Annotated in this window: 16 protein-coding genes; 11 read left to right on the forward strand and 5 right to left on the reverse strand. The window is 54.5% G+C overall.

Features of this window, described 5'->3' with window-relative positions; translation table 11 throughout:
- From D3P08_RS13560 to D3P08_RS13575, 4 genes are all read right to left on the reverse strand, one after another.
- Nucleotides 1-1,174, reverse strand: a 1,174-nt coding sequence (locus tag D3P08_RS13560) for a GerAB/ArcD/ProY family transporter (RefSeq protein WP_119600239.1), incomplete at its 3' end; no start/stop codon positions are given.
- Between the two features lie 25 nt (nt 1,175-1,199).
- Nucleotides 1,200-1,424, reverse strand: a complete 225-nt coding sequence (locus tag D3P08_RS13565) for an uS13 family ribosomal protein (RefSeq protein ID WP_119600240.1) — start codon at nt 1,422-1,424, stop codon at nt 1,200-1,202.
- The gene (locus D3P08_RS13570; RefSeq protein ID WP_162848470.1) at nt 1,424-2,602 is read right to left on the reverse strand and encodes a Ger(x)C family spore germination protein; all 1,179 of its coding nucleotides are present in this window, start codon (nt 2,600-2,602) and stop codon (nt 1,424-1,426) included. Before D3P08_RS13570 ends, D3P08_RS13565 begins: the two co-directional genes overlap by 1 nt.
- A 7-nt stretch (nt 2,603-2,609) precedes the next feature.
- Nucleotides 2,610-4,157 carry a spore germination protein gene (locus tag D3P08_RS13575; RefSeq protein ID WP_162848471.1) on the reverse strand — a complete coding sequence of 516 codons (1,548 nt, stop codon included), beginning with the start codon at nt 4,155-4,157 and terminating at the stop codon, nt 2,610-2,612.
- Nucleotides 4,158-4,318: 161 nt separating this feature from the next.
- On the opposite strand from D3P08_RS13575, the gene D3P08_RS13580 reads away from it, so the two are divergent.
- The 10 genes from D3P08_RS13580 (at nt 4,319) to D3P08_RS13625 (ending at nt 15,291) form a co-directional block, all read left to right on the forward strand.
- Nucleotides 4,319-5,005: a hypothetical protein gene (locus D3P08_RS13580; protein ID WP_119600243.1), complete on the forward strand. Its 687-nt coding sequence runs from the start codon at nt 4,319-4,321 to the stop codon at nt 5,003-5,005.
- Between the two features lie 168 nt (nt 5,006-5,173).
- Nucleotides 5,174-6,739, forward strand: a complete 1,566-nt coding sequence (locus D3P08_RS13585; RefSeq protein ID WP_162848472.1) for a M23 family metallopeptidase — start codon at nt 5,174-5,176, stop codon at nt 6,737-6,739.
- A 147-nt stretch (nt 6,740-6,886) separates the two neighbouring features.
- Entirely contained in the window at nt 6,887-7,375 is a 489-nt protein-coding gene (locus tag D3P08_RS13590) for a MerR family transcriptional regulator (protein WP_119600245.1), read from the forward strand.
- A gap of 17 nt (nt 7,376-7,392) precedes the next feature.
- Nucleotides 7,393-7,833: an SRPBCC family protein gene (locus D3P08_RS13595; RefSeq protein WP_119600246.1), complete on the forward strand. Its 441-nt coding sequence runs from the start codon at nt 7,393-7,395 to the stop codon at nt 7,831-7,833.
- Nucleotides 7,830-9,395: an MFS transporter gene (locus tag D3P08_RS13600; RefSeq protein WP_240647502.1), complete on the forward strand. Its 1,566-nt coding sequence runs from the start codon at nt 7,830-7,832 to the stop codon at nt 9,393-9,395. The genes D3P08_RS13595 and D3P08_RS13600 overlap by 4 nt, the downstream gene beginning before the upstream one ends.
- Nucleotides 9,396-9,549: 154 nt before the next feature.
- A complete protein-coding gene (gene yycF / locus D3P08_RS13605; protein ID WP_119600247.1) occupies nt 9,550-10,296 on the forward strand; it encodes a response regulator YycF in 747 nt (248 codons plus the stop codon).
- Nucleotides 10,293-12,140 carry a cell wall metabolism sensor histidine kinase WalK gene (walK, locus tag D3P08_RS13610; RefSeq protein WP_119600248.1) on the forward strand — a complete coding sequence of 616 codons (1,848 nt, stop codon included), beginning with the start codon at nt 10,293-10,295 and terminating at the stop codon, nt 12,138-12,140. The genes yycF and walK overlap by 4 nt, the downstream gene beginning before the upstream one ends.
- The gene (locus D3P08_RS13615; RefSeq protein ID WP_119600249.1) at nt 12,137-13,555 is read left to right on the forward strand and encodes a YycH family regulatory protein; all 1,419 of its coding nucleotides are present in this window, start codon (nt 12,137-12,139) and stop codon (nt 13,553-13,555) included. The genes walK and D3P08_RS13615 overlap by 4 nt, the downstream gene beginning before the upstream one ends.
- Before the next feature lie 24 nt (nt 13,556-13,579).
- The gene (gene yycI / locus D3P08_RS13620) at nt 13,580-14,347 is read left to right on the forward strand and encodes a two-component system regulatory protein YycI (protein WP_119600250.1); all 768 of its coding nucleotides are present in this window, start codon (nt 13,580-13,582) and stop codon (nt 14,345-14,347) included.
- 137 nt (nt 14,348-14,484) lie between these two features.
- Complete coding sequence (locus D3P08_RS13625; RefSeq protein ID WP_119600251.1) at nt 14,485-15,291, forward strand: MBL fold metallo-hydrolase; 807 nt, start codon at nt 14,485-14,487, stop codon at nt 15,289-15,291.
- Here the strand turns inward: D3P08_RS13625 and D3P08_RS13630 are convergent.
- Nucleotides 15,260-15,481, reverse strand: coding sequence for a hypothetical protein (locus D3P08_RS13630; RefSeq protein WP_119600252.1), 222 nt, complete (start codon nt 15,479-15,481; stop codon nt 15,260-15,262). The genes D3P08_RS13625 and D3P08_RS13630 overlap by 32 nt on opposite strands.
- Nucleotides 15,482-15,650: 169 nt before the next feature.
- Here D3P08_RS13630 and D3P08_RS13635 point away from each other — a divergent pair, with 169 nt between their 5' ends.
- Nucleotides 15,651-16,994 (forward strand): S1C family serine protease, encoded by a 1,344-nt coding sequence (locus D3P08_RS13635; protein ID WP_119600253.1) that lies wholly within the window; start codon nt 15,651-15,653, stop codon nt 16,992-16,994.
- Nucleotides 16,995-17,041: the final 47 nt, after the last annotated feature.

Consider the following 17,041-nt stretch of genomic DNA (forward strand, 5'->3'; position numbering starts at 1 on the left):
CCGAACCCCCCGAACCCCCAGAGCTGCCTGAACCGCCTGAGCTTCCAGGCCCCCCAGAACGACCAGAACCTTCGGCATTGCCTGACTTAGCCGGCTTCCATTTGCCCCTTGCCAAGGCGACGACAAATAGGAGCATCGGAAGCGCGAAGTGGGCGCTGAAATAGATAAACGTGAGATGCGGCCCGTTGGTGACAAAGTCGGAGAAGCGCGGGATTCCCCAGAAGCTGACGGCGATGACCAGAACGGCCGTCGGCACGCTTATCACTTTATAGCTGGGGAGATTCATCCATTGGGCGAGGCCAATCGTCAGCCCATATAACGTGACACATGTGCGCACGAACACGTCAACGACCCAAAAAAACATAATGACCGCGTCAAACTGCTCAATGAATTCAAATAACGTGAGATAACGGGCCAAGGTCATAAACGGAAAGCTGAACATCGGCGTCGCATTGTTCAGAATAAAAATAATCAACATCAATATCCCCGTAAGGGTGAGAATCGTAGCCGCCAAAGATTGCAGCAATCTCTTCAAGGCATGCTGACTATCGGACAGAAACGGCAGATAAAAGGTCGTGTAAATATACATAGGCAGCCAAAGCTGCAAATACGCCGAGCTTCTTAGGATCGGCAGGATGCCGTTGCTCATGACCGGAAGCAAACGTCTAACTTCGATATCCTGGAAGAAAGGCAAGGCGAAGGTCAGTACAATGGTAAGCAGGAGAGGCATATAGAGAATGGCGACTCTGCCGATGACTTCGGCGCCGAGTCGAACCGCAAAAACACAGACGAAAAACAAGGAACAAATAATAAAAGCATGAGGGGTTTCTTTGAAAAAAAATTGGTTCATTAATTCGCCGAACTGCCTTGCCTGATATGCGTTTTCGAGCAGCGTGACAATTAGAAAGTACAAGCCGAGCAGCTTTCCGAGCCATTTCCCAAGGAGGAGAGGACTGTACTCGATCAGCGATTTGCCTGGGAAGGAGCGGTGGAGGCCGACAAGCACCATAATTAACAGCATAGGAAGAATCGCGGCGATTATGGGTGACAGCCACATATCGTTACGGGCTAGCCGGTAACAGAAGGATGGGGCGCCCATGATTGAAGTCGCGATAACCGCAAGAAACATTAAGCAAGCGAGCTGTACGGAAGACAGCTTCCCGCGTTCAAGCATAGGCGTAACGCCCCTTTCCTTGGAATCAGATGGTTTTGAAAACGATTTTAACGATAGGATCCATCATGTAATGAATCAACTGAATAGGTCCCGGCAAGTCGCGATTGAGAATCGAGAGAATAGCGATCACAAGACCTATTCCGTACATGGAGAAATAAGCGACGGCAACGCGTTTATTTTTCAGTGAATGGTAATCAAAATAGACCGTTACCGCCGCAAGGCACACAACAAGCAAGCAGAACAAAAGCATTATGGATTGTCCTCCTCCACAAGAGCGTCAGCCCAGCCTGTTAAGCCGGTTCTTCGTATGCGCAGCTTGATATGGTATTCGACTTCAACGTCACGAAGCAGTTCCCCCCAATCCGCTTTATCCGACAGCCACTCACTCGGATATTTTTGATGGAAAGCTTCCGCAAAACCAAGCACATCCGTCTGAGACTCCTTCGCCAGCTTGACCGCTTTTTCGATTCTTTGCTGCAAAAGCGCCGTAAAAGCATTCTCAATTTTTTTTATATCCTCGGGGCTCTGCGCGTTCAGAGTTGTCGAATTTTCCGTCAAATTACCGGCCGCCTCAAGATGCAGCTTAATTTTCCATTTGCCGTTATGTATGACCGGGGTTATCTTAGATCTGCTTTTGAAAATATTGATGGACGCGTAACCCTCGTCATTGATACGGCTGGTAATCGTCGCTTCATTAATCTCGTCACGCAGCCAGAGAAGACCGCGGGTCGCTTTTACGGAGTAAGTCTGTTTCATCTTCAAACCGTGAAAGGCCGCGGATCCTAATAATGCCGGGCTTTGTTTATTGCCGCTCTTTTTCATGCCGACGATCGGAATGAGCGCAGTGTGGGCTTCCTCCGACAAGCTGACCATCGTCTCGAGCAGCGTAATGTTCAAGCCGGTTTGAATGACGGCCATCTCGCGCAGCATTTCACCACTGTTACGTTCAATATCGGGCTGCCACTGTAAAATTTCCTCGGGCGAGCCTCTGCTCACGTACAAATTGGTCCGTTCCCTCGGTTGAGGATGGCGAGACAAGTAGTCTAGCGGCTCCGTGATGCCATGCCTGGCAAGTCTTTCGCTAATGATGAAGACATCCGCATGTCCCCAAAACAAATTTCGTGACAGCAGCTCCTGTAAACTGGCGGCAGCGTCTGCAGTGTCTTTTCCGACCGCGCTCTCGACGAGCGCTTTTGGCATGCCTTGCTGCTGTTCCCCCATTGAGCTTCCTGATTGGGAAGGATTGCCTGGCGAGAAGATTTGGACGGAGAGCCTGATCTGGTTGTTCTCCGTCAGATCAAAGCCTGCCGCCGTTACGATGGCCAAGTCGTTCACCTCAATTCGGTCCCAGCAGCCGGTCGTTAAAAGGGTGAAGGATGCACATAAAAGCAAAGTCATGATTTTGCGCAAGCCTGATGTCGTCAGCATGTTGACTTCATCCCTTTGTCTGTGGTCGTTTTGGTCTTGGGGCTTTAAGGCGCACCTTGTTCCGAATACCGCCGGTAAAGTGCGGTCTTTGATCATGCATCCATCGAGGCGATCTTACGATGGTATCTCCGAGCTGCGAGAAATGCAGAGGAGATAGCGGGGATAAATAAGGAACGCCGAAGGAACGCAAGGCGAGCAGATGAATCGTAATCAGCATCGAAATAAGCACGATGCCGTACAAACCAAGAATGCCGGCTCCGAACATGATCGGAAAGCGGATAATACGAAGCGCCATGCCAAGCGGGTAGCTTGGGATAAGGAACGAAGCGACGCCGGTAATCGCGACCACCATAATCATCGGCGACGAGACGATGCCGGCCGATATGGCCGCTTGCCCGATGACCAAAGCGCCGACGATACTGACAGCGGAACCGACTTGCTTCGGAAGCCGAATGCCGGCTTCCCGCAGCCCCTCGAAGGTGACCTCCATCAGCAGCGCCTCGAACAGCGCCGGGAAAGGAATCTGCTCCCGCGATTTCGCAATCGACAGCATGAGTGTGGTCGGCACCATCTCCTGGTGATAAGACAATACGGCGACGTAGATCGAGGGCATAAATACGGCAATAAACCCGAACATCATCCGAATCCATCGTATAGCGGTCGAAACGGGCGAACGCTGATAATAATCTTCAGGCGACACCATCAGAATAAACAGGGTGGTCGGCGCAATGAGAGCGATGGGAGAGCCGTTCACAAGCACGGCAACCCGCCCTTCCATCAGCGCGGCAGCCACAACATCGGGACGTTCCGTCGTCTGCAGCTGCGGGAAGGGAGAGAGAGGCTCATCCTCGATGAACTCCTCCACGAGCGCGTTGTCGGCCACAGCGTCAACGTCAATCCGTTTTAACCGTTCCTCCATCTCCGCGACAAGTCCGGGGTCCACGATGCCTTCCATATAAGCGATCGCGCAGGTCGTTTTTGTATAGCGCCCGATTTTTAGCTCCTTCAGCTTAAATGCAGGCGATTGCAGCCTGCGGCGCAGCATGACGGTGTTGGTGCGAAGCGTCTCGACAAAGCCCTCCCGGGGGCCGCGAATGACGCTTTCCGCCTCCGGTTCGTCAACGGAACGCGATTCCCATTTCGGCAGATTGAAGATATAAGCGGTTGACTGGCCGTTCATCAGCAGCAGCGTGCTGCCTTCCGCGATGTGATCGGACGCCTCCTCAATGGTCATGATGGATTGCGAAGGCTCAAGCGTGACCTCCATTAGAATGGAAGGCCATTCGGCGGGCGTATCGTCGCTGGTTCTCTGCTTAAGCGGCCTAACCAAAGAAGCGTCGATTTCTTGAATATTCGTCATACCGTCCACATACACCATGGCGAGCTCGGCCCCGTTCACCAGTTTGAAGGGACGAAAGACAATATCCGCTCCGTTCGCATACAGCTGTCTAAGGACGCCGATATCCTGATCAAGCTTGCCGCTTAGCTTCTGAGCCAGCAGCTCTCTTTGCTGCTGCAGAGCCTTGTCTATAGGTTGAGGAGGCTGAGAAGACATAACCAAATCCCTCCAAGTGGACATTTGCTGACAACTAGTGTGTGCTGAGTGCATGAAAAACATGTAATAATTTTCTTGCATCGCCAAAATATTCGGAATGCCTGTGTACCGAGTTGACCATAATGGTAGATAGAAGAGCACTTTTAGGAGTTGAGAGATGCATGTTTAGAAGATTAGCGTGGCTCGGAAAACTGATAGCGGCAGGGTTGATTATTAGCTTCCTGTCCATATGGACGACAGGTTATATTGTGACGAGCTACGTCGAAACGCTGCTGAAGCAATTCAATTTGCCGGTAGAGGTGCCGCCAATGGCGATGTCGGGTGTTTGGGGCAACCTATGGGGTAGCGACCCTCTCCTCGTGTCCGACGTTGAGAGCAAGGAAAACCAGACCGCGGATGAAGAAGCGGCGGGCGAACAGGCCGAGCCGGAGGCGGAAGAAGCGTTCGGCGAGATCGAGGAGGCGCCCATTACGGATATCGGCGGCGGCGGCGGCAGCCAAGCGGCAAGAGAAGCGGCAGAGGAGGCGCCCGTTGCGGGAACCGAAGAAGGCGCTGCCGGTGTGCCGGGGGAGGGTGCTGGCGGAGCTGAGGGTGAACCGGACGGCAGCGAGACGGCCGTTACGACGGAGGAGCTGGAGGCGGCGAAGGATGAAATGAGCCAAGAGGACAAGGAGCTGCTCTTCGATTTGATCATGTCCAAGCTGCCGGAAGAAGCCTGGCTTTCGATCTCCGAGTACATGGAAGAAGGCCTGACGGAGCAAGAATTGACAAGCGTCGAGCAGATTATGGCGCAACATCTCGACACGGAGGAATACGAGCAAATGATGGAGATTCTGAAAAAATATTAATATTACGTTATGATGGCAAAGGTTGCCCCATTTGTTAGGGCTGTGTTAAAGTATTAGGCGAGTGATCCGACGGGAGAATTCGCCTTTTTTCATGTCTGGAATACTCAAATTTCTAAGCACAAGTGCAAAAAGGAGACAATCATGACCGGTTTCAGGGACATGAGTCGCATGAAGAAAGTATGGGAACGTTCGGTTCAGTACTTTCGGAATATGCGCTCGAAAGACTTGAATGGGAAGACCGAGCAAGAAGCGGCAAACGTGATCGTTTCTACCTCACTTTGGCGGAAAAAGTCGACTCTGTGGATAGGCGGAGCGGCAGTTTTGGTCACAGTTGCCGGAGTAATCGGCTATCAGCAATATACCAAGTATGTAGAAAGCAATACATTCGAGTTTTATCACGTATATATGAACGGCGAAGTCATAGGAACGGTCGGAGCCCCGGATGAAGTGGACAGCTTGATCGCGGCCGAGACGGAGGAATTGAAGAAAGCGAATCCGGACATTAACATGGTGCTGGATACGGGTGAGATTACATACGAGGCTGACAAAGGATTCAAAGCAGTACCGGAGACGGAAGCGACGCTCGCGAAGCTGGAGGGGAAGTTCACTTCGCACGCGGTTGGCGTAGAGGTCAAGATTGACGGCAAGCTGATCGGCGTCGTGAAGGACCAGGCAACGGCCGACAGCATTCTGAAGCGGGTGCAGAGCAAGTTCGCACCGGAGCTGGCGGCTGCCGCGAAGAGTACGACAACCGTTTCGACATTGTCCTACAGCGAGGACGGCAAGGTGCAGGCATCTGCGGACGAGAAAGCAGCCGCGGAATTGACGGAGCCGGGCCGAGTGGTGACGGAGGTTAGTTTCGTAGAAGAAGTACAGGTTTCCAGCGTCGATGTCGCGCCAACCGAAATCGCGGAAGGCGAAGATGTCTACAAGAAAATTGTCGAGGGAAGCACGAAGCCGACCAAATATGTGGTCCAGGCGGGCGATTGTATCGGATGTATCGCGCAGAAGTTCGATATTTCCCCTCAAGTTATTTACGAGAACAATCCTTGGATCGAGGATGACAAGATTACGATCGGCGACGAGCTGGATTTAACGGTTCTAATGCCGGAGCTGACCGTCCGCACTGTGGAGAATGTGGTCGAGCTGGAGAGCATCGCGGCGCCGGTCGAGGTTCGCAAGAACGATAAGATGCGGGTTGGCGAGTCGAAGGTGATTAAAGAGGGCGTCGAGGGGACGCAGCGTCTGACGTACCGAGTGGAGAAGGAGAACGGCTACGTCGTCACCGAGGAGCTCACGAACAAGGAAGTGATCGTAGAGCCGATCACGGAAATCGTGGAGAAGGGCACGATGGTCGTTCTGGGCGAAGGCACGGGCAAGTTCATGATTCCGGTGAAGAATTACCGCATTACGAGCCGGTACGGCCAGCGTTGGGGCCGCCTGCATTCCGGTATCGACTTTATCGGCAACAAAAATATTCTCGCGTCGGACTCCGGGGTCGTCGAATTCGTAGGCAATCGGACAGGCACGGGCAAGACCATCATTATTAACCATCAGAATGGCTACAAGACGCTTTACGGTCACCTGAACTCCTATAACGTGAGCAAGGGCGACAAAGTCGAGAAGGGCGACAAAATCGGCATTATGGGCAACACCGGCAACTCGACCGGTACGCACCTGCACTTCGAGATTCACAAGAAGGGCACGCCGCAAAACCCGCTTAAGTACTTATAATATCTATTATAGAAGCGAAGAGAAGCATGGCTTGGACGCGAGGTCCGGGCCGTGCTTTTTTTGTTGCGCCCATACTTGAACCTTACGCGACGTCATGTTTTATAATACAAATACCGGTATATGTCGCGCGAAATAAAGGGGATGGTCATGAAACGGAATTGGAAAGTCGGGGGAGTTGCCCAAATAGCGGGTTTAACGGTTCGAACCTTACGCTACTATGATCAGATCGGATTGTATTCGCCATCCGGACATACCGATTCCGGGCATAGAATCTATACGGATGCCGATATAGCGCGCCTTCAGCAAATTTTAGCATTGAAGGAGCTGGGCTTGTCTCTGGAAAAGATTAAATCCGTGATGGATGGCAATCAGTTCAGCCTGCTCGATATCGTAACCATTCAAATTGCCAGCTTAAAAGAAAATATAAGCAGGCAGCAAAATCTTTTGCAGGAATTAGAGCACTTGGCTTGCCTGATACAGAAAAATGAAACGTTGTCTGTTCAAGATTTCACGACAATTTTGAGCGCCATGAGGACAAGCCATCATAATTACTTTGCCGAGCGGCAAGCGAGCTGGAACTCCTATCTCGATCAGCTCGGCGATTATCTTGGCGAATCATCGGAAGACGCTCCTTAAGGGAGGACAATACCGTTATGAACGAACGATCTGTAAAGCACAATACCTTTGTTATCGAGAAGCATTATAAAGCTACGCCAGAGCGGGTGTATTTCGCCTGGTCAGACCCGGCTGCAAAAGCCCAATGGTTTCCGAAAGCCGAGTTATTCGAATTTCGGGTTGGAGGCCGGGAATTTAACCGTGGCGGACCTACGAATGGTCCTATTTATACGTTCGACGCTTGCTACCAGGAGATTGTCCCCAATAGCCGCATCGTCTACACGTACACAATGGATCAAGGAGACATACGAATTTCAGTATCCATAACGACGGTCGAAATCAAGCAGTCCGGGAGCGGCACTCATCTCATTTATACGGAGCAAGGAGCCTTTCTTGACGGGTATGACACGCCGGAGCAGCGCAAGCACGGGACAAACCTGATGTTAGAAGCGCTGGGTAAACGGCTGGAGGAAGAGTGACAGAAGCGGGTCTTGGGAATAAGCGGTATGCCGGCGTAAGAGAATGGATAGGGCTAGCGGTACTTGCTCTGCCTGCGCTTCTTGTCTCCGTTGATCTATCGGTCATGATTCTTGCTTTGCCGCATATCAGCGCGGATCTAGGAGCCGATAGCGCCCAACAGTTGTGGATTATGGACATATACGGATTTATGCTTTCGGGATTTTTAATCACGATGGGCTCGCTGGGAGACCGGATCGGCCGCCGCAAGCTGCTGTTAGTCGGCGGGGTAGCCTTTGCGGCAGCCTCCTTGCTTGCCGCGTTCTCTGAGCATGCGGAGATGCTCATCGCCGCGCGCGCACTGCTCGGCATTGCAGGAGCGACTGTTGCGCCCTCGACTTTGGCTTTAATCAGCAACATGTTCCACGATCACAAGCAGCGCTCCCTCGCCATCGGGATATGGATGATGTGCTCCATGGGCGGCATGGCGCTAGGGCCGGTAATCGGCGGAATGATGCTGAACCACCTTTGGTGGGGCTCGGTATTCTTGCTTGCAGTCCCGGTTATGTTGATTTTAGTCCTAACCGGTCCGTTTCTGCTGCCCGAATATCGGCATCCGGCATCCGGACGGCTTGATTTAGGAAGTGTCTTATTATCGCTTCTGGCTATATTATCGGCGATATACGGGCTCAAAGAAATGGCTAAGCAAGGTCTGCAAATCGTGCCGTTGCTTCTTCTCTTAGCCGGTATCGTCTTCGGGGCGGTATTCGTTGCGCGGCAGAGAAGGCTCGCAGTTCCTTTACTGGACATGCGTTTGTTCGCGAACCGAGGCTTCAGCTCCGCGCTGGCTGGCATGTTCGGGATTACGCTGACGGGGGCTGTCATGCTTTTTATCGGGCAGTACCTTCAATTTGTACGAGGGATGTCGCCGTTTGAAGCAGGGCTCCATATGCTTCCGGGGGTCATTGCGTCGATGGCCGGGATGCTGCTATCCCCGCTCATCGCGCGCAGGATTCGCCCGGCTCGTCTCATCGGCACCGGTCTATTGCTTTCGGCTCTGGGATGCCTGCTGCTTACCCAGGCGGGGACTCAGGCGGGGCTCGCTTTTCTGGTCATCGGGTTTATTGGCTTTAACCTCGGTTCATCTCCGCTGCCCAGCCTGTCAAGCGATCTGGTTGTCGGCTCGGTGTCTCCCGAGAAGGCGGGATCGGCAGCCGCTATGCTGCAAACCAGCGGAGAATTTGCATTCGCGCTTGGCATCGCAGTCTTTGGCAGTATCGGAACAGCTGTGTACCGCAATCAGGTGGCAAGCGCGATTCCTGCGGACTTGCCGGACTCCGCGATTCAGGCTTCCCGTGATAGCTTGGCCGGCGCGGTAAGCGCGGCGAACGGGCTTCCCGAGGGAGCATACACGGAGCTGGTGAACGGAGCGCGCGAAGCTTTTATCAGCGGGATGCATGCCGTCGCGCTCTCGAGCGGCGTTATCATACTCGGCATTATCGTTCTTGTCGCGACACAGCTCCGTCATTTAAGGCCTATTGGAGAGAAGTCTGCTAACCAAGCTGACCGCATGCAAGAAGCATAGGAAGACAATAGAAAGAACCTCCCGCGCGGAGGTTTTTTCTATTGCGGGAGCGGCTTCTTTTAACTTGGAGATGAGGGAAGATTCATTGTGTAGGCGGTTGCTCCTTATGTTAGAATAGAGACAACAAATAGGACAACCGATAGGCGGTGAAACGATGCGCGGGAAAATACTAGTGGTCGACGATGAACAGCCGATAGCGGATATATTGAAGTTTAATTTGGAGAAGGAAGGCCATCAGGTGATCTGCGCGTTCGACGGCGGAGAAGCGGTGCGCCTTGCATTCGAGGAGCAGCCGGATTTGATTCTGCTCGATCTGATGCTGCCGGTGAAGGATGGCATGGATGTGTGCCGCGAGGTGCGGACGAAGCTGCATATGCCGATTATTATGCTGACGGCCAAAGATACGGAGATCGACAAGGTGCTTGGCCTTGAGCTTGGAGCGGACGATTATGTGACGAAGCCGTTCAGCACGCGGGAGCTGCTGGCGCGGGTGAAGGCGCATCTGCGGCGCCAGCAGAAGAACGGGCAGCATGACGCCGCGGCGGAAGGCGCACAGGAGGAGCAGTCCGAGCAGCAGGGGCTCCGGCTATTCAATTTGTTTATCGATACGGATATGTACGTTGTCTACAAAAACGGCGAGCCGCTCGACCTGACGCATCGGGAGTTCGAGCTGGTCCATTACATGGCGCGCAACAGCGGCAAGGTGATGACGCGGGAGCATCTGCTGCAGGCGGTATGGGGCTTCGAATATTTCGGCGACGTGCGCACGGTTGACGTGACCATTCGCCGTCTTCGGGAGAAGATCGAGGATGATCCGAGCCGGCCGGAATACATTATGACCAGACGAGGTCTTGGCTACATGATGCGCAATCCGAAGTCGGGAGGCTTCGGTTACGGATGAAGGCGCGGAGCTTCTTCCGCACGATTCAGGTCAAGCTGGTCATCATCTACCTGCTGCTTATTCTTGTTGCGATGCAGTTAATCGGCGTCTACTTCATCAGTACGGTCAAAAACTCGCTTATTACAAGCTTTACGAACAACCTGAAGGAGCAGGCGGACATCCTGTCCAAGTTCGCGGCGACAAGCCTTGCTCCGAATATGGAGGGCGAAGGCGGCTCGGCGGAAAATACGACCGAGGACTTGAACCTGGTTGTGCGCAACCTGTTCAGTATAAGCGGCGCGGAGGTCCAGGTGCTGGACGCGAACGCGACAGTCGTCGCGACGTCGGTGCAGGGGCATCAGTCGTATATCGGGCAGAAGAACAAGTCGCTTGCGGTCAGCCGCGCGCTGCAGAATATTCCCGATAATGAAGAAGAAATTATTGACGAGAACAATACGCGGAAGAAGATGGTGGCGCTTCCCGTTACGTATAACGACAAAGTCGTCGGCGCTGTCTATGTCGTCGCGTCCATGACGGAGCTGTATGAGACGGTTAACCGGGTGAACCAGATCTTCTTCTCGGGCACTTTGATTGCGCTTGGGCTGACGGGGGTGCTGGGCATCGTGCTCGCTCATACGATCACAAGTCCGATCCAGGGTCTGACCCGGCAGGCGGAAGCGGTGGCGGAAGGGCGGTTCGATCTGAAGGCGCCCGTTCTTGGCGATGACGAGATCGGCCGGCTCAGCATGGCGTTTAACGAGATGACAAGCCGGCTGAAAGAAGCGCTCTCGGCGAACGAAGAAGAGAATGAGAAGCTGGTATCGGTCCTCTCCAATATGAGCGACGGCGTCGTCGCGGCGGATGAGCGCGGCTATATTATTGTCTGGAACCGGCGCGCGCTTGAGCTGCTCGACGTCGAGACGTTCCAAGGCGTCGAGATGGCCAGTCTGCTAGGCCTCTCGCGCGATAAGCTGGCGGAAGTGCAGGCGGGCCGCGCCCGCACGATCCTCATTAACAGGGAGACCGCCGAGGAGGAAGAAAGCGGCGCGGACGGCAGCCTGCTGAAGGTAACGTTCACGCCGATTCATCGCAGAGACAAAGGCATCACAGGCACGATTGCGGTCTTGCAGGATGTCACCGAGCAGGAGAAGCTGGAGCAATCGCGCCGGCAGTTCGTTGCGAATGTGTCTCATGAGCTGCGCACGCCGCTGACCACGATTAAGAGCTACGCCGAAGCGCTCGAGGATGGTGCGCTTGAGGAGCGGGAGCTGTCGGAGCGGTTCGTCGGCGTGATCAGCAACGAGACGGAGCGGATGATTCGGCTTGTAACGGATCTGCTGCATCTGTCGCGGCTCGATTCCAACCAGGCGCCGCTGCGCCGGCGTCAGACGAATGTCCACGAGATGCTTGACGAAGTCGCGGACCGGTTCTCGTTCCAGCTGCGGCAGAAATCGATCAAAGCGACGGTTCAGGTCGACCGCGGCTTGAAGAAAGCTTGGCTCGACCGCGACCAGATTGACCAGGTTCTCGATAATCTGATCTCGAATGCGATCAAATATACGCTCGACGGCGGGAAGATTTATATGACTGCGAGAAAGACGGAGGATGACAGCCTGCTCGAAATTAGCGTCAAGGATACCGGCATCGGTATTCCGAAGAAGGATCTAAGCCGCATATTCGACCGGTTCTATCGGGTAGACAAGGCGAGGTCCCGCAATATGGGCGGAACGGGTCTCGGCTTGTCCATTGCGCGGGAAATCGTAAAGGCGCATGGCGGGACGATCTCGCTCCATTCCGAGCTGAATGAAGGCACAACCGTTACGTTTACGCTTCCGCTGCTGCAGGAAGGGGGCGAGAGCGCATGATGGAGAAAGTGAAGACGGCAGCGCTAATCGTGCTTGTCGCGCTCAGCCTGCTGCAGAGCTATCTGCTCGCGTACAGCATGCCGGGTCTCGGAGCGGCGGTACGGAGCGACTTGGACTATGTGAACGATGAGCAGTTAGGCACGCCGTCCAGCGTGGAGAGCGTTATTTTTCCGGAGGCGCTTGTTCTGCATAAAGGCGGGGACAAGCATACCGTGCTGTATCCCGGCACGCAGTTCTATGAGATGATCTTGAACCAGCGCATCGTCGGGCGAGAGTTCAAAGGCTTCCAGCGCAGTCCGGCGGATGTGCTCGATTGGGAGGACGTGCGCAAGAACGATATTGGCATCGAGCTGCTGTTCGAGAACGGGATCTCGATCGAGCTGCTGCAAAAGCTGTTGAAGCTGGAGGGCGATCTGCTGTTCCTGAACGAGCGAATCGACCGAATCTGGATATTGAAGACGGAGGGGACGGAGGAGGTCCGCACGTTCTTCTTCAGCAGCGAGGACGATATTGTCTATGAGTCTGTCCGCGCGGATTTGACGGTTAGAGACGTGCAGGATTACGTCGGCTTTGGCGAGCATCTTCCGGAGTATAAGGTGACGGCCGACGGGCTGTATATTCCGGCCGAGCCGTTCATGGCGACCGAGATGGTCTACCCGTACGAGACGTATACGCCGGAGCAGATGCAGCGCAGCTTGTTCTTCGACTCGAGCACGACTCGGGTATTCGAGGACCGCAGCGGCTCGCAGATCTTCACTGACGGCAAGCGCGGTCTGAAGGTGGAGCAGGACGGCATGTGGATCAGCTATACGAACCCGGCCGCCACAACAAGCAATGACACGCCGCTTAGCGAAAATGTGTATGCTTCGGTTGATTTTATTAACCAGCATGGCGGCTGGGACGGCATGTACCGGCTGGTCAGCGCATCGCCGGAGGAGAATCAGAAGGTGGTTTCCTTCCGCAAATATATTGAGCAGTATCCCGTTATCGACAGCTTGGCGTTCCAATACGGGTATATGAATCTGACGCTGCAGAAGGGCGTCGTGTCGGAATATGCGCGTTCGCTCATAACGCTGGGCTCCTTGTCGGAGTCGCGCACGCCGCGCTGGCTGCAGGGCGGCAAGATTCTGGAGGATACGCTGGAGAGCTATCCGCGGCGGGGCGAAGTAACCGCATTGTTCCCGGCGCTAAGGACAATACACATGGAAGAGAACAAGCTGCGATTCGTGCCTGTGTGGGCCGTCCGGCTGACCAGCGGCGCGGAAGAGGTGCTACTGGAGGCGTATCCGGCCGGCTATAAGCCGGAGCTCACGAATGACCAGCAGGCGGAAGGAACGGCGGATTCCGAGGATGCCAGCGCGTCAACCGCTAGGGAACAAGGAGATCGCGTCAGCGAAGAGTCAGAAGCGCAATAAGTAGCGTAAAGGGGGTGCAGGCGAATGGATTGGAGCCGGGCGAAAAGCGTGTTGATCATATCGTTCCTGATGCTGAACGTGCTGCTGGGTTATCAGCTGTGGCTCGATATCCGCGAGCAGCTGAATGTGAACATGAATACGGACGAGCTGCCGCAGGATAAGGTTCAGCTGATGGGACAGAAGCGGATTACGCTGTCCGCCAATCTGCCTGCCGGCACTCCAAAGCTCAGCGATTTAACGTATTTGCTGATCTCTGACAGCCGGAAGCTGACTCAGCCGGTTCCGCTGAAGGAGCCGATCGACAGCGCGCTCAACTTCAACAAGGCGGAGCTGGCCAAGGCGCTGGACGGTCAAATTCCGGACATCGAGTCTTACGCCTATGACCTGCATAACAGCAGAGACGGCGTGTTCGTCTGGTACCGGATCGTGGACGGACGGCCGATGTTCAATGTAAAGCTGGAGCTGTATACGAGCAATTTGAAGATTACGGGCTTTAAACAGGATCTCGTTGCGGATATTATCGAAGGCGAAGAGAAGCAGGTCATTCCCGCGGCGAAGGTCGTGGCGTCGCTGATCGAGACGTATTTGGAGGAAGGCTCGGACATTACGGATATTGAGCTCGGCTATCACGGCCAAATCTTCGATTCGGAGAAGCAGGTATCCGCACCTTCGTGGCGCGTTATTCTGGAAGACGGGGAAATCTTCTACGTGCATGCGATAAGCGGCGAGGTAGCGACGGAAGGCGGCGAGGAGGATTCGGCGGTGGGGAAGATGGGACAGCCGGGCCTTTAAAAAAAGCCAGAAATCTACAGCAGAAATTTGGGGAAATCAAGGTTACAATGGAGACAGGCAATGAAGTGTGAGTTCAGAAGGTCAAAAGCGGTCTTTTTGGACAACCTCTAAGTGGCCATGGGAGAGGACTGGACGTTTTGGGATTACAATTCACAGTATTAGCTAGCGGTTCAACCGGGAACGCCACCATCGTGAAGGGCAGCGAAAAGACGGTGCTGGTGGACGCGGGACTTAGTATGAAAAAAATCGAGGAGCTCATGAAGGAGCGCGGCGTATCCGGCCACGAGCTGGACGCGCTGTTCGTGACGCATGAGCATTCCGATCATATAAAAGGGCTCGGCGCGTTCGCGCGCAAGTATGAGCTCGCGATCTTTGCGAACGAGGCGACATGGGGCGCGATGGAGCGCCATATCGGAACGATCGAGCCGGAGAAGCGGGTGATTATGGAGACGGGCGAAGCGCTGGACTTCGGTCCGATGCGCGTGCAGTCGTATCCGATCTCCCATGACGCGGCGGAGCCGGTCGGCTATTGCTTCGAGGAGCATGGGGAGAAGCTGAGTCTGGCAACGGACCTTGGCTATGTCAGCGAGAAGGTGAAGCGGCAAATTATCGATTCCGACGTGCTCGTGCTGGAGTCCAACCACGATACGGAGATGCTCCGCATGGGCCGTTACCCGTGGAACATTAAGCGTCGGATCTTGAGCGACGTCGGCCATCTGTCCAACGTAGCGGCGGGCGAGGCGCTGATCGAGCTGATGACGGACCGCACGAAGCGGGTCTATCTGGCCCACCTGAGCTTGGATCACAATCAGATGGACCTGGCTATGCTAACCGTCAATTCTATATTGGAGAACCACGGAATATTTTATAAGCAGGATGAGTTTCCGCTTCGCAAGACCTTTCACGACCGGCCTACGCCATGGGATGAAGTGAAGCGGAAATAAGCGATTCAAGCTGGTTATCAAGCGCTTCGGCCTTGGCGGTAAGCTCCTCGCGGCTTAAGATGCCTTTCTCTATGAACAATTCTAGCATCGCGCTTAACGTGAGCACGGTGCGGTATTGATCCTCCTTCAGATCGGCAAGCTTAGCTGCCAGCTGCACATGCTCCCAGGCGGGCGACGGCATGGATTTCATCGATAATCGCTCCTTTAGCTTTATTTTTTAGCGGAATCGGCTGGACAATTTGAAAAAAATGTATGGCTATGGCTTTGAATCTATTATTATTGTAGTCATTTCTTCCGAAAACATTCCTAGATTAGAAAATTAGACTTAACAGGTCCGGAGCAGGGAGAGGAGCGATTCCATGAGCATTTTCGATGATGATTTTTATTCGACCAAGGTGTCCAGGCGTGCGGTGCGCGATAGCCAGCGCAGGGATAACCGAATGTCGTTCGGGGGCGGCGACCGGAAATGGTCGAGCCTGCGGATCGCTTTTATCTCCTCCTTCACCAGCGCCATTGCGGCTACGGTGTTGTTCGGCATCTTCACGGGCGGCTTCGGCGGGTTCGGGAGCGGCGGAGGCGGGTCTTCAGCGACAGCGGAAGCGGCTTTGACGGGAGATCCGTCAGAGAGAACGATCGTCGCGACGGCGAAAGTGAAGCCGGCTGTTGTCAGCGTCATCAACGAGCAGACCTTCGGATTCGGGCTCGGCGACGGATTACCGGAAGGGGAAGAAGAGGGCTCGGGCGTGCTGCGGGAAGCGGGCGTCGGTTCGGGCTTTATTATAGAGAAGAAGGACGGCAAGGCGTTTATCGTCACGAATTATCATGTGGTCACGGGCGCCGAAAGGGTGAAGATCGTCCTGACGACAGGAGAAGTGCGCGAGGCGAGCGTTGTAGGGCTTGACCAGATTACCGACCTGGCGGTGCTGGCGATTGACGATAAAGGCATCGAGACGGTCGCGGAGGTCGGCGATTCCTCGACGCTGCGCGCGGCGGAGTTCGTCATGGCGATCGGCAACCCGCTAGGCATGGGCGAGTCGATTACGATGGGCGTCGTCAGCGTCATCAAAGAGGTCGTGCCCGTCTCGCTCAACCAGAACGGCGTCATTGACTGGGAGCAGGAGGTCATACGGGTAGACGCGGCGATCAACCAAGGCAATAGCGGCGGTCCGCTGATCGACCTGAACGGCCGCGTGGTCGGCATCAACAGCATGAAGATCGCCGACTTCGGCGTCGAGAGCATCGGCTACGCCATTCCGATCAACAATGCGATGCCGATTGTGGAGAGCCTCATCGAGAAGGGCCATGTATCGCGCCCATACCTTGGCGTCTATACAATGGATCTGGAGCAGTATTGGGAGCAGCAGGATATGGAGGACTTCCTTGGCGAGGAAGCCGAGGGCTCGGACGGGGAGGGCACCGGAGAGGAAGCGGATGGCGCCGCTTCGGAAGATATCGTGCTGCCGGATGAGGTGCTCTCAGGCATTATCGTGCTCGAGGCTGTCGGTCCTGCGCTCGAAGCGGGGCTGCAGTTCAACGATGTCATCGTGAAGCTGGACGATCACAAGGTTGGCAGCACGAAGGAGCTTCGCAAATATTTGTACGGTTCGAAGGAAATCGGGGATGAGCTGGAAGTGACCTTCTACCGGGACGGCGAGTTGAAGACCGTGAAGGTGAAGCTGGCGGAAAGCGAGAAAGAGGAGTAATAGCACTCATTCGATAGAAGAGTATGGCCGGGAAGGAGCGTCTGGTA

Source organism: Paenibacillus nanensis (assembly GCF_003583765.1).
Taxonomy (GTDB): Bacteria; Bacillota; Bacilli; order Paenibacillales; family Paenibacillaceae; genus Pristimantibacillus; species Pristimantibacillus nanensis.

Coding starts and splice junctions, on each gene's coding strand:
- yycF (WP_119600247.1), top strand. CDS start 9,550: ATGCGCGGGAAAATACTAGTGGTCGACGATGAACAGCCGATAGCGGAT.
- D3P08_RS13635 (WP_119600253.1), top strand. CDS start 15,651: ATGAGCATTTTCGATGATGATTTTTATTCGACCAAGGTGTCCAGGCGT.
- walK (WP_119600248.1), top strand. CDS start 10,293: ATGAAGGCGCGGAGCTTCTTCCGCACGATTCAGGTCAAGCTGGTCATC.
- D3P08_RS13595 (WP_119600246.1), top strand. CDS start 7,393: ATGAACGAACGATCTGTAAAGCACAATACCTTTGTTATCGAGAAGCAT.
- D3P08_RS13575 (WP_162848471.1), bottom strand. CDS start 4,157: ATGTCTTCTCAGCCTCCTCAACCTATAGACAAGGCTCTGCAGCAGCAA.
- D3P08_RS13615 (WP_119600249.1), top strand. CDS start 12,137: ATGATGGAGAAAGTGAAGACGGCAGCGCTAATCGTGCTTGTCGCGCTC.
- D3P08_RS13570 (WP_162848470.1), bottom strand. CDS start 2,602: ATGCTGACGACATCAGGCTTGCGCAAAATCATGACTTTGCTTTTATGT.
- yycI (WP_119600250.1), top strand. CDS start 13,580: ATGGATTGGAGCCGGGCGAAAAGCGTGTTGATCATATCGTTCCTGATG.
- D3P08_RS13565 (WP_119600240.1), bottom strand. CDS start 1,424: ATGCTTTTGTTCTGCTTGCTTGTTGTGTGCCTTGCGGCGGTAACGGTC.
- D3P08_RS13630 (WP_119600252.1), bottom strand. CDS start 15,481: ATGAAATCCATGCCGTCGCCCGCCTGGGAGCATGTGCAGCTGGCAGCT.
- D3P08_RS13590 (WP_119600245.1), top strand. CDS start 6,887: ATGAAACGGAATTGGAAAGTCGGGGGAGTTGCCCAAATAGCGGGTTTA.
- D3P08_RS13580 (WP_119600243.1), top strand. CDS start 4,319: ATGTTTAGAAGATTAGCGTGGCTCGGAAAACTGATAGCGGCAGGGTTG.
- D3P08_RS13585 (WP_162848472.1), top strand. CDS start 5,174: ATGAAGAAAGTATGGGAACGTTCGGTTCAGTACTTTCGGAATATGCGC.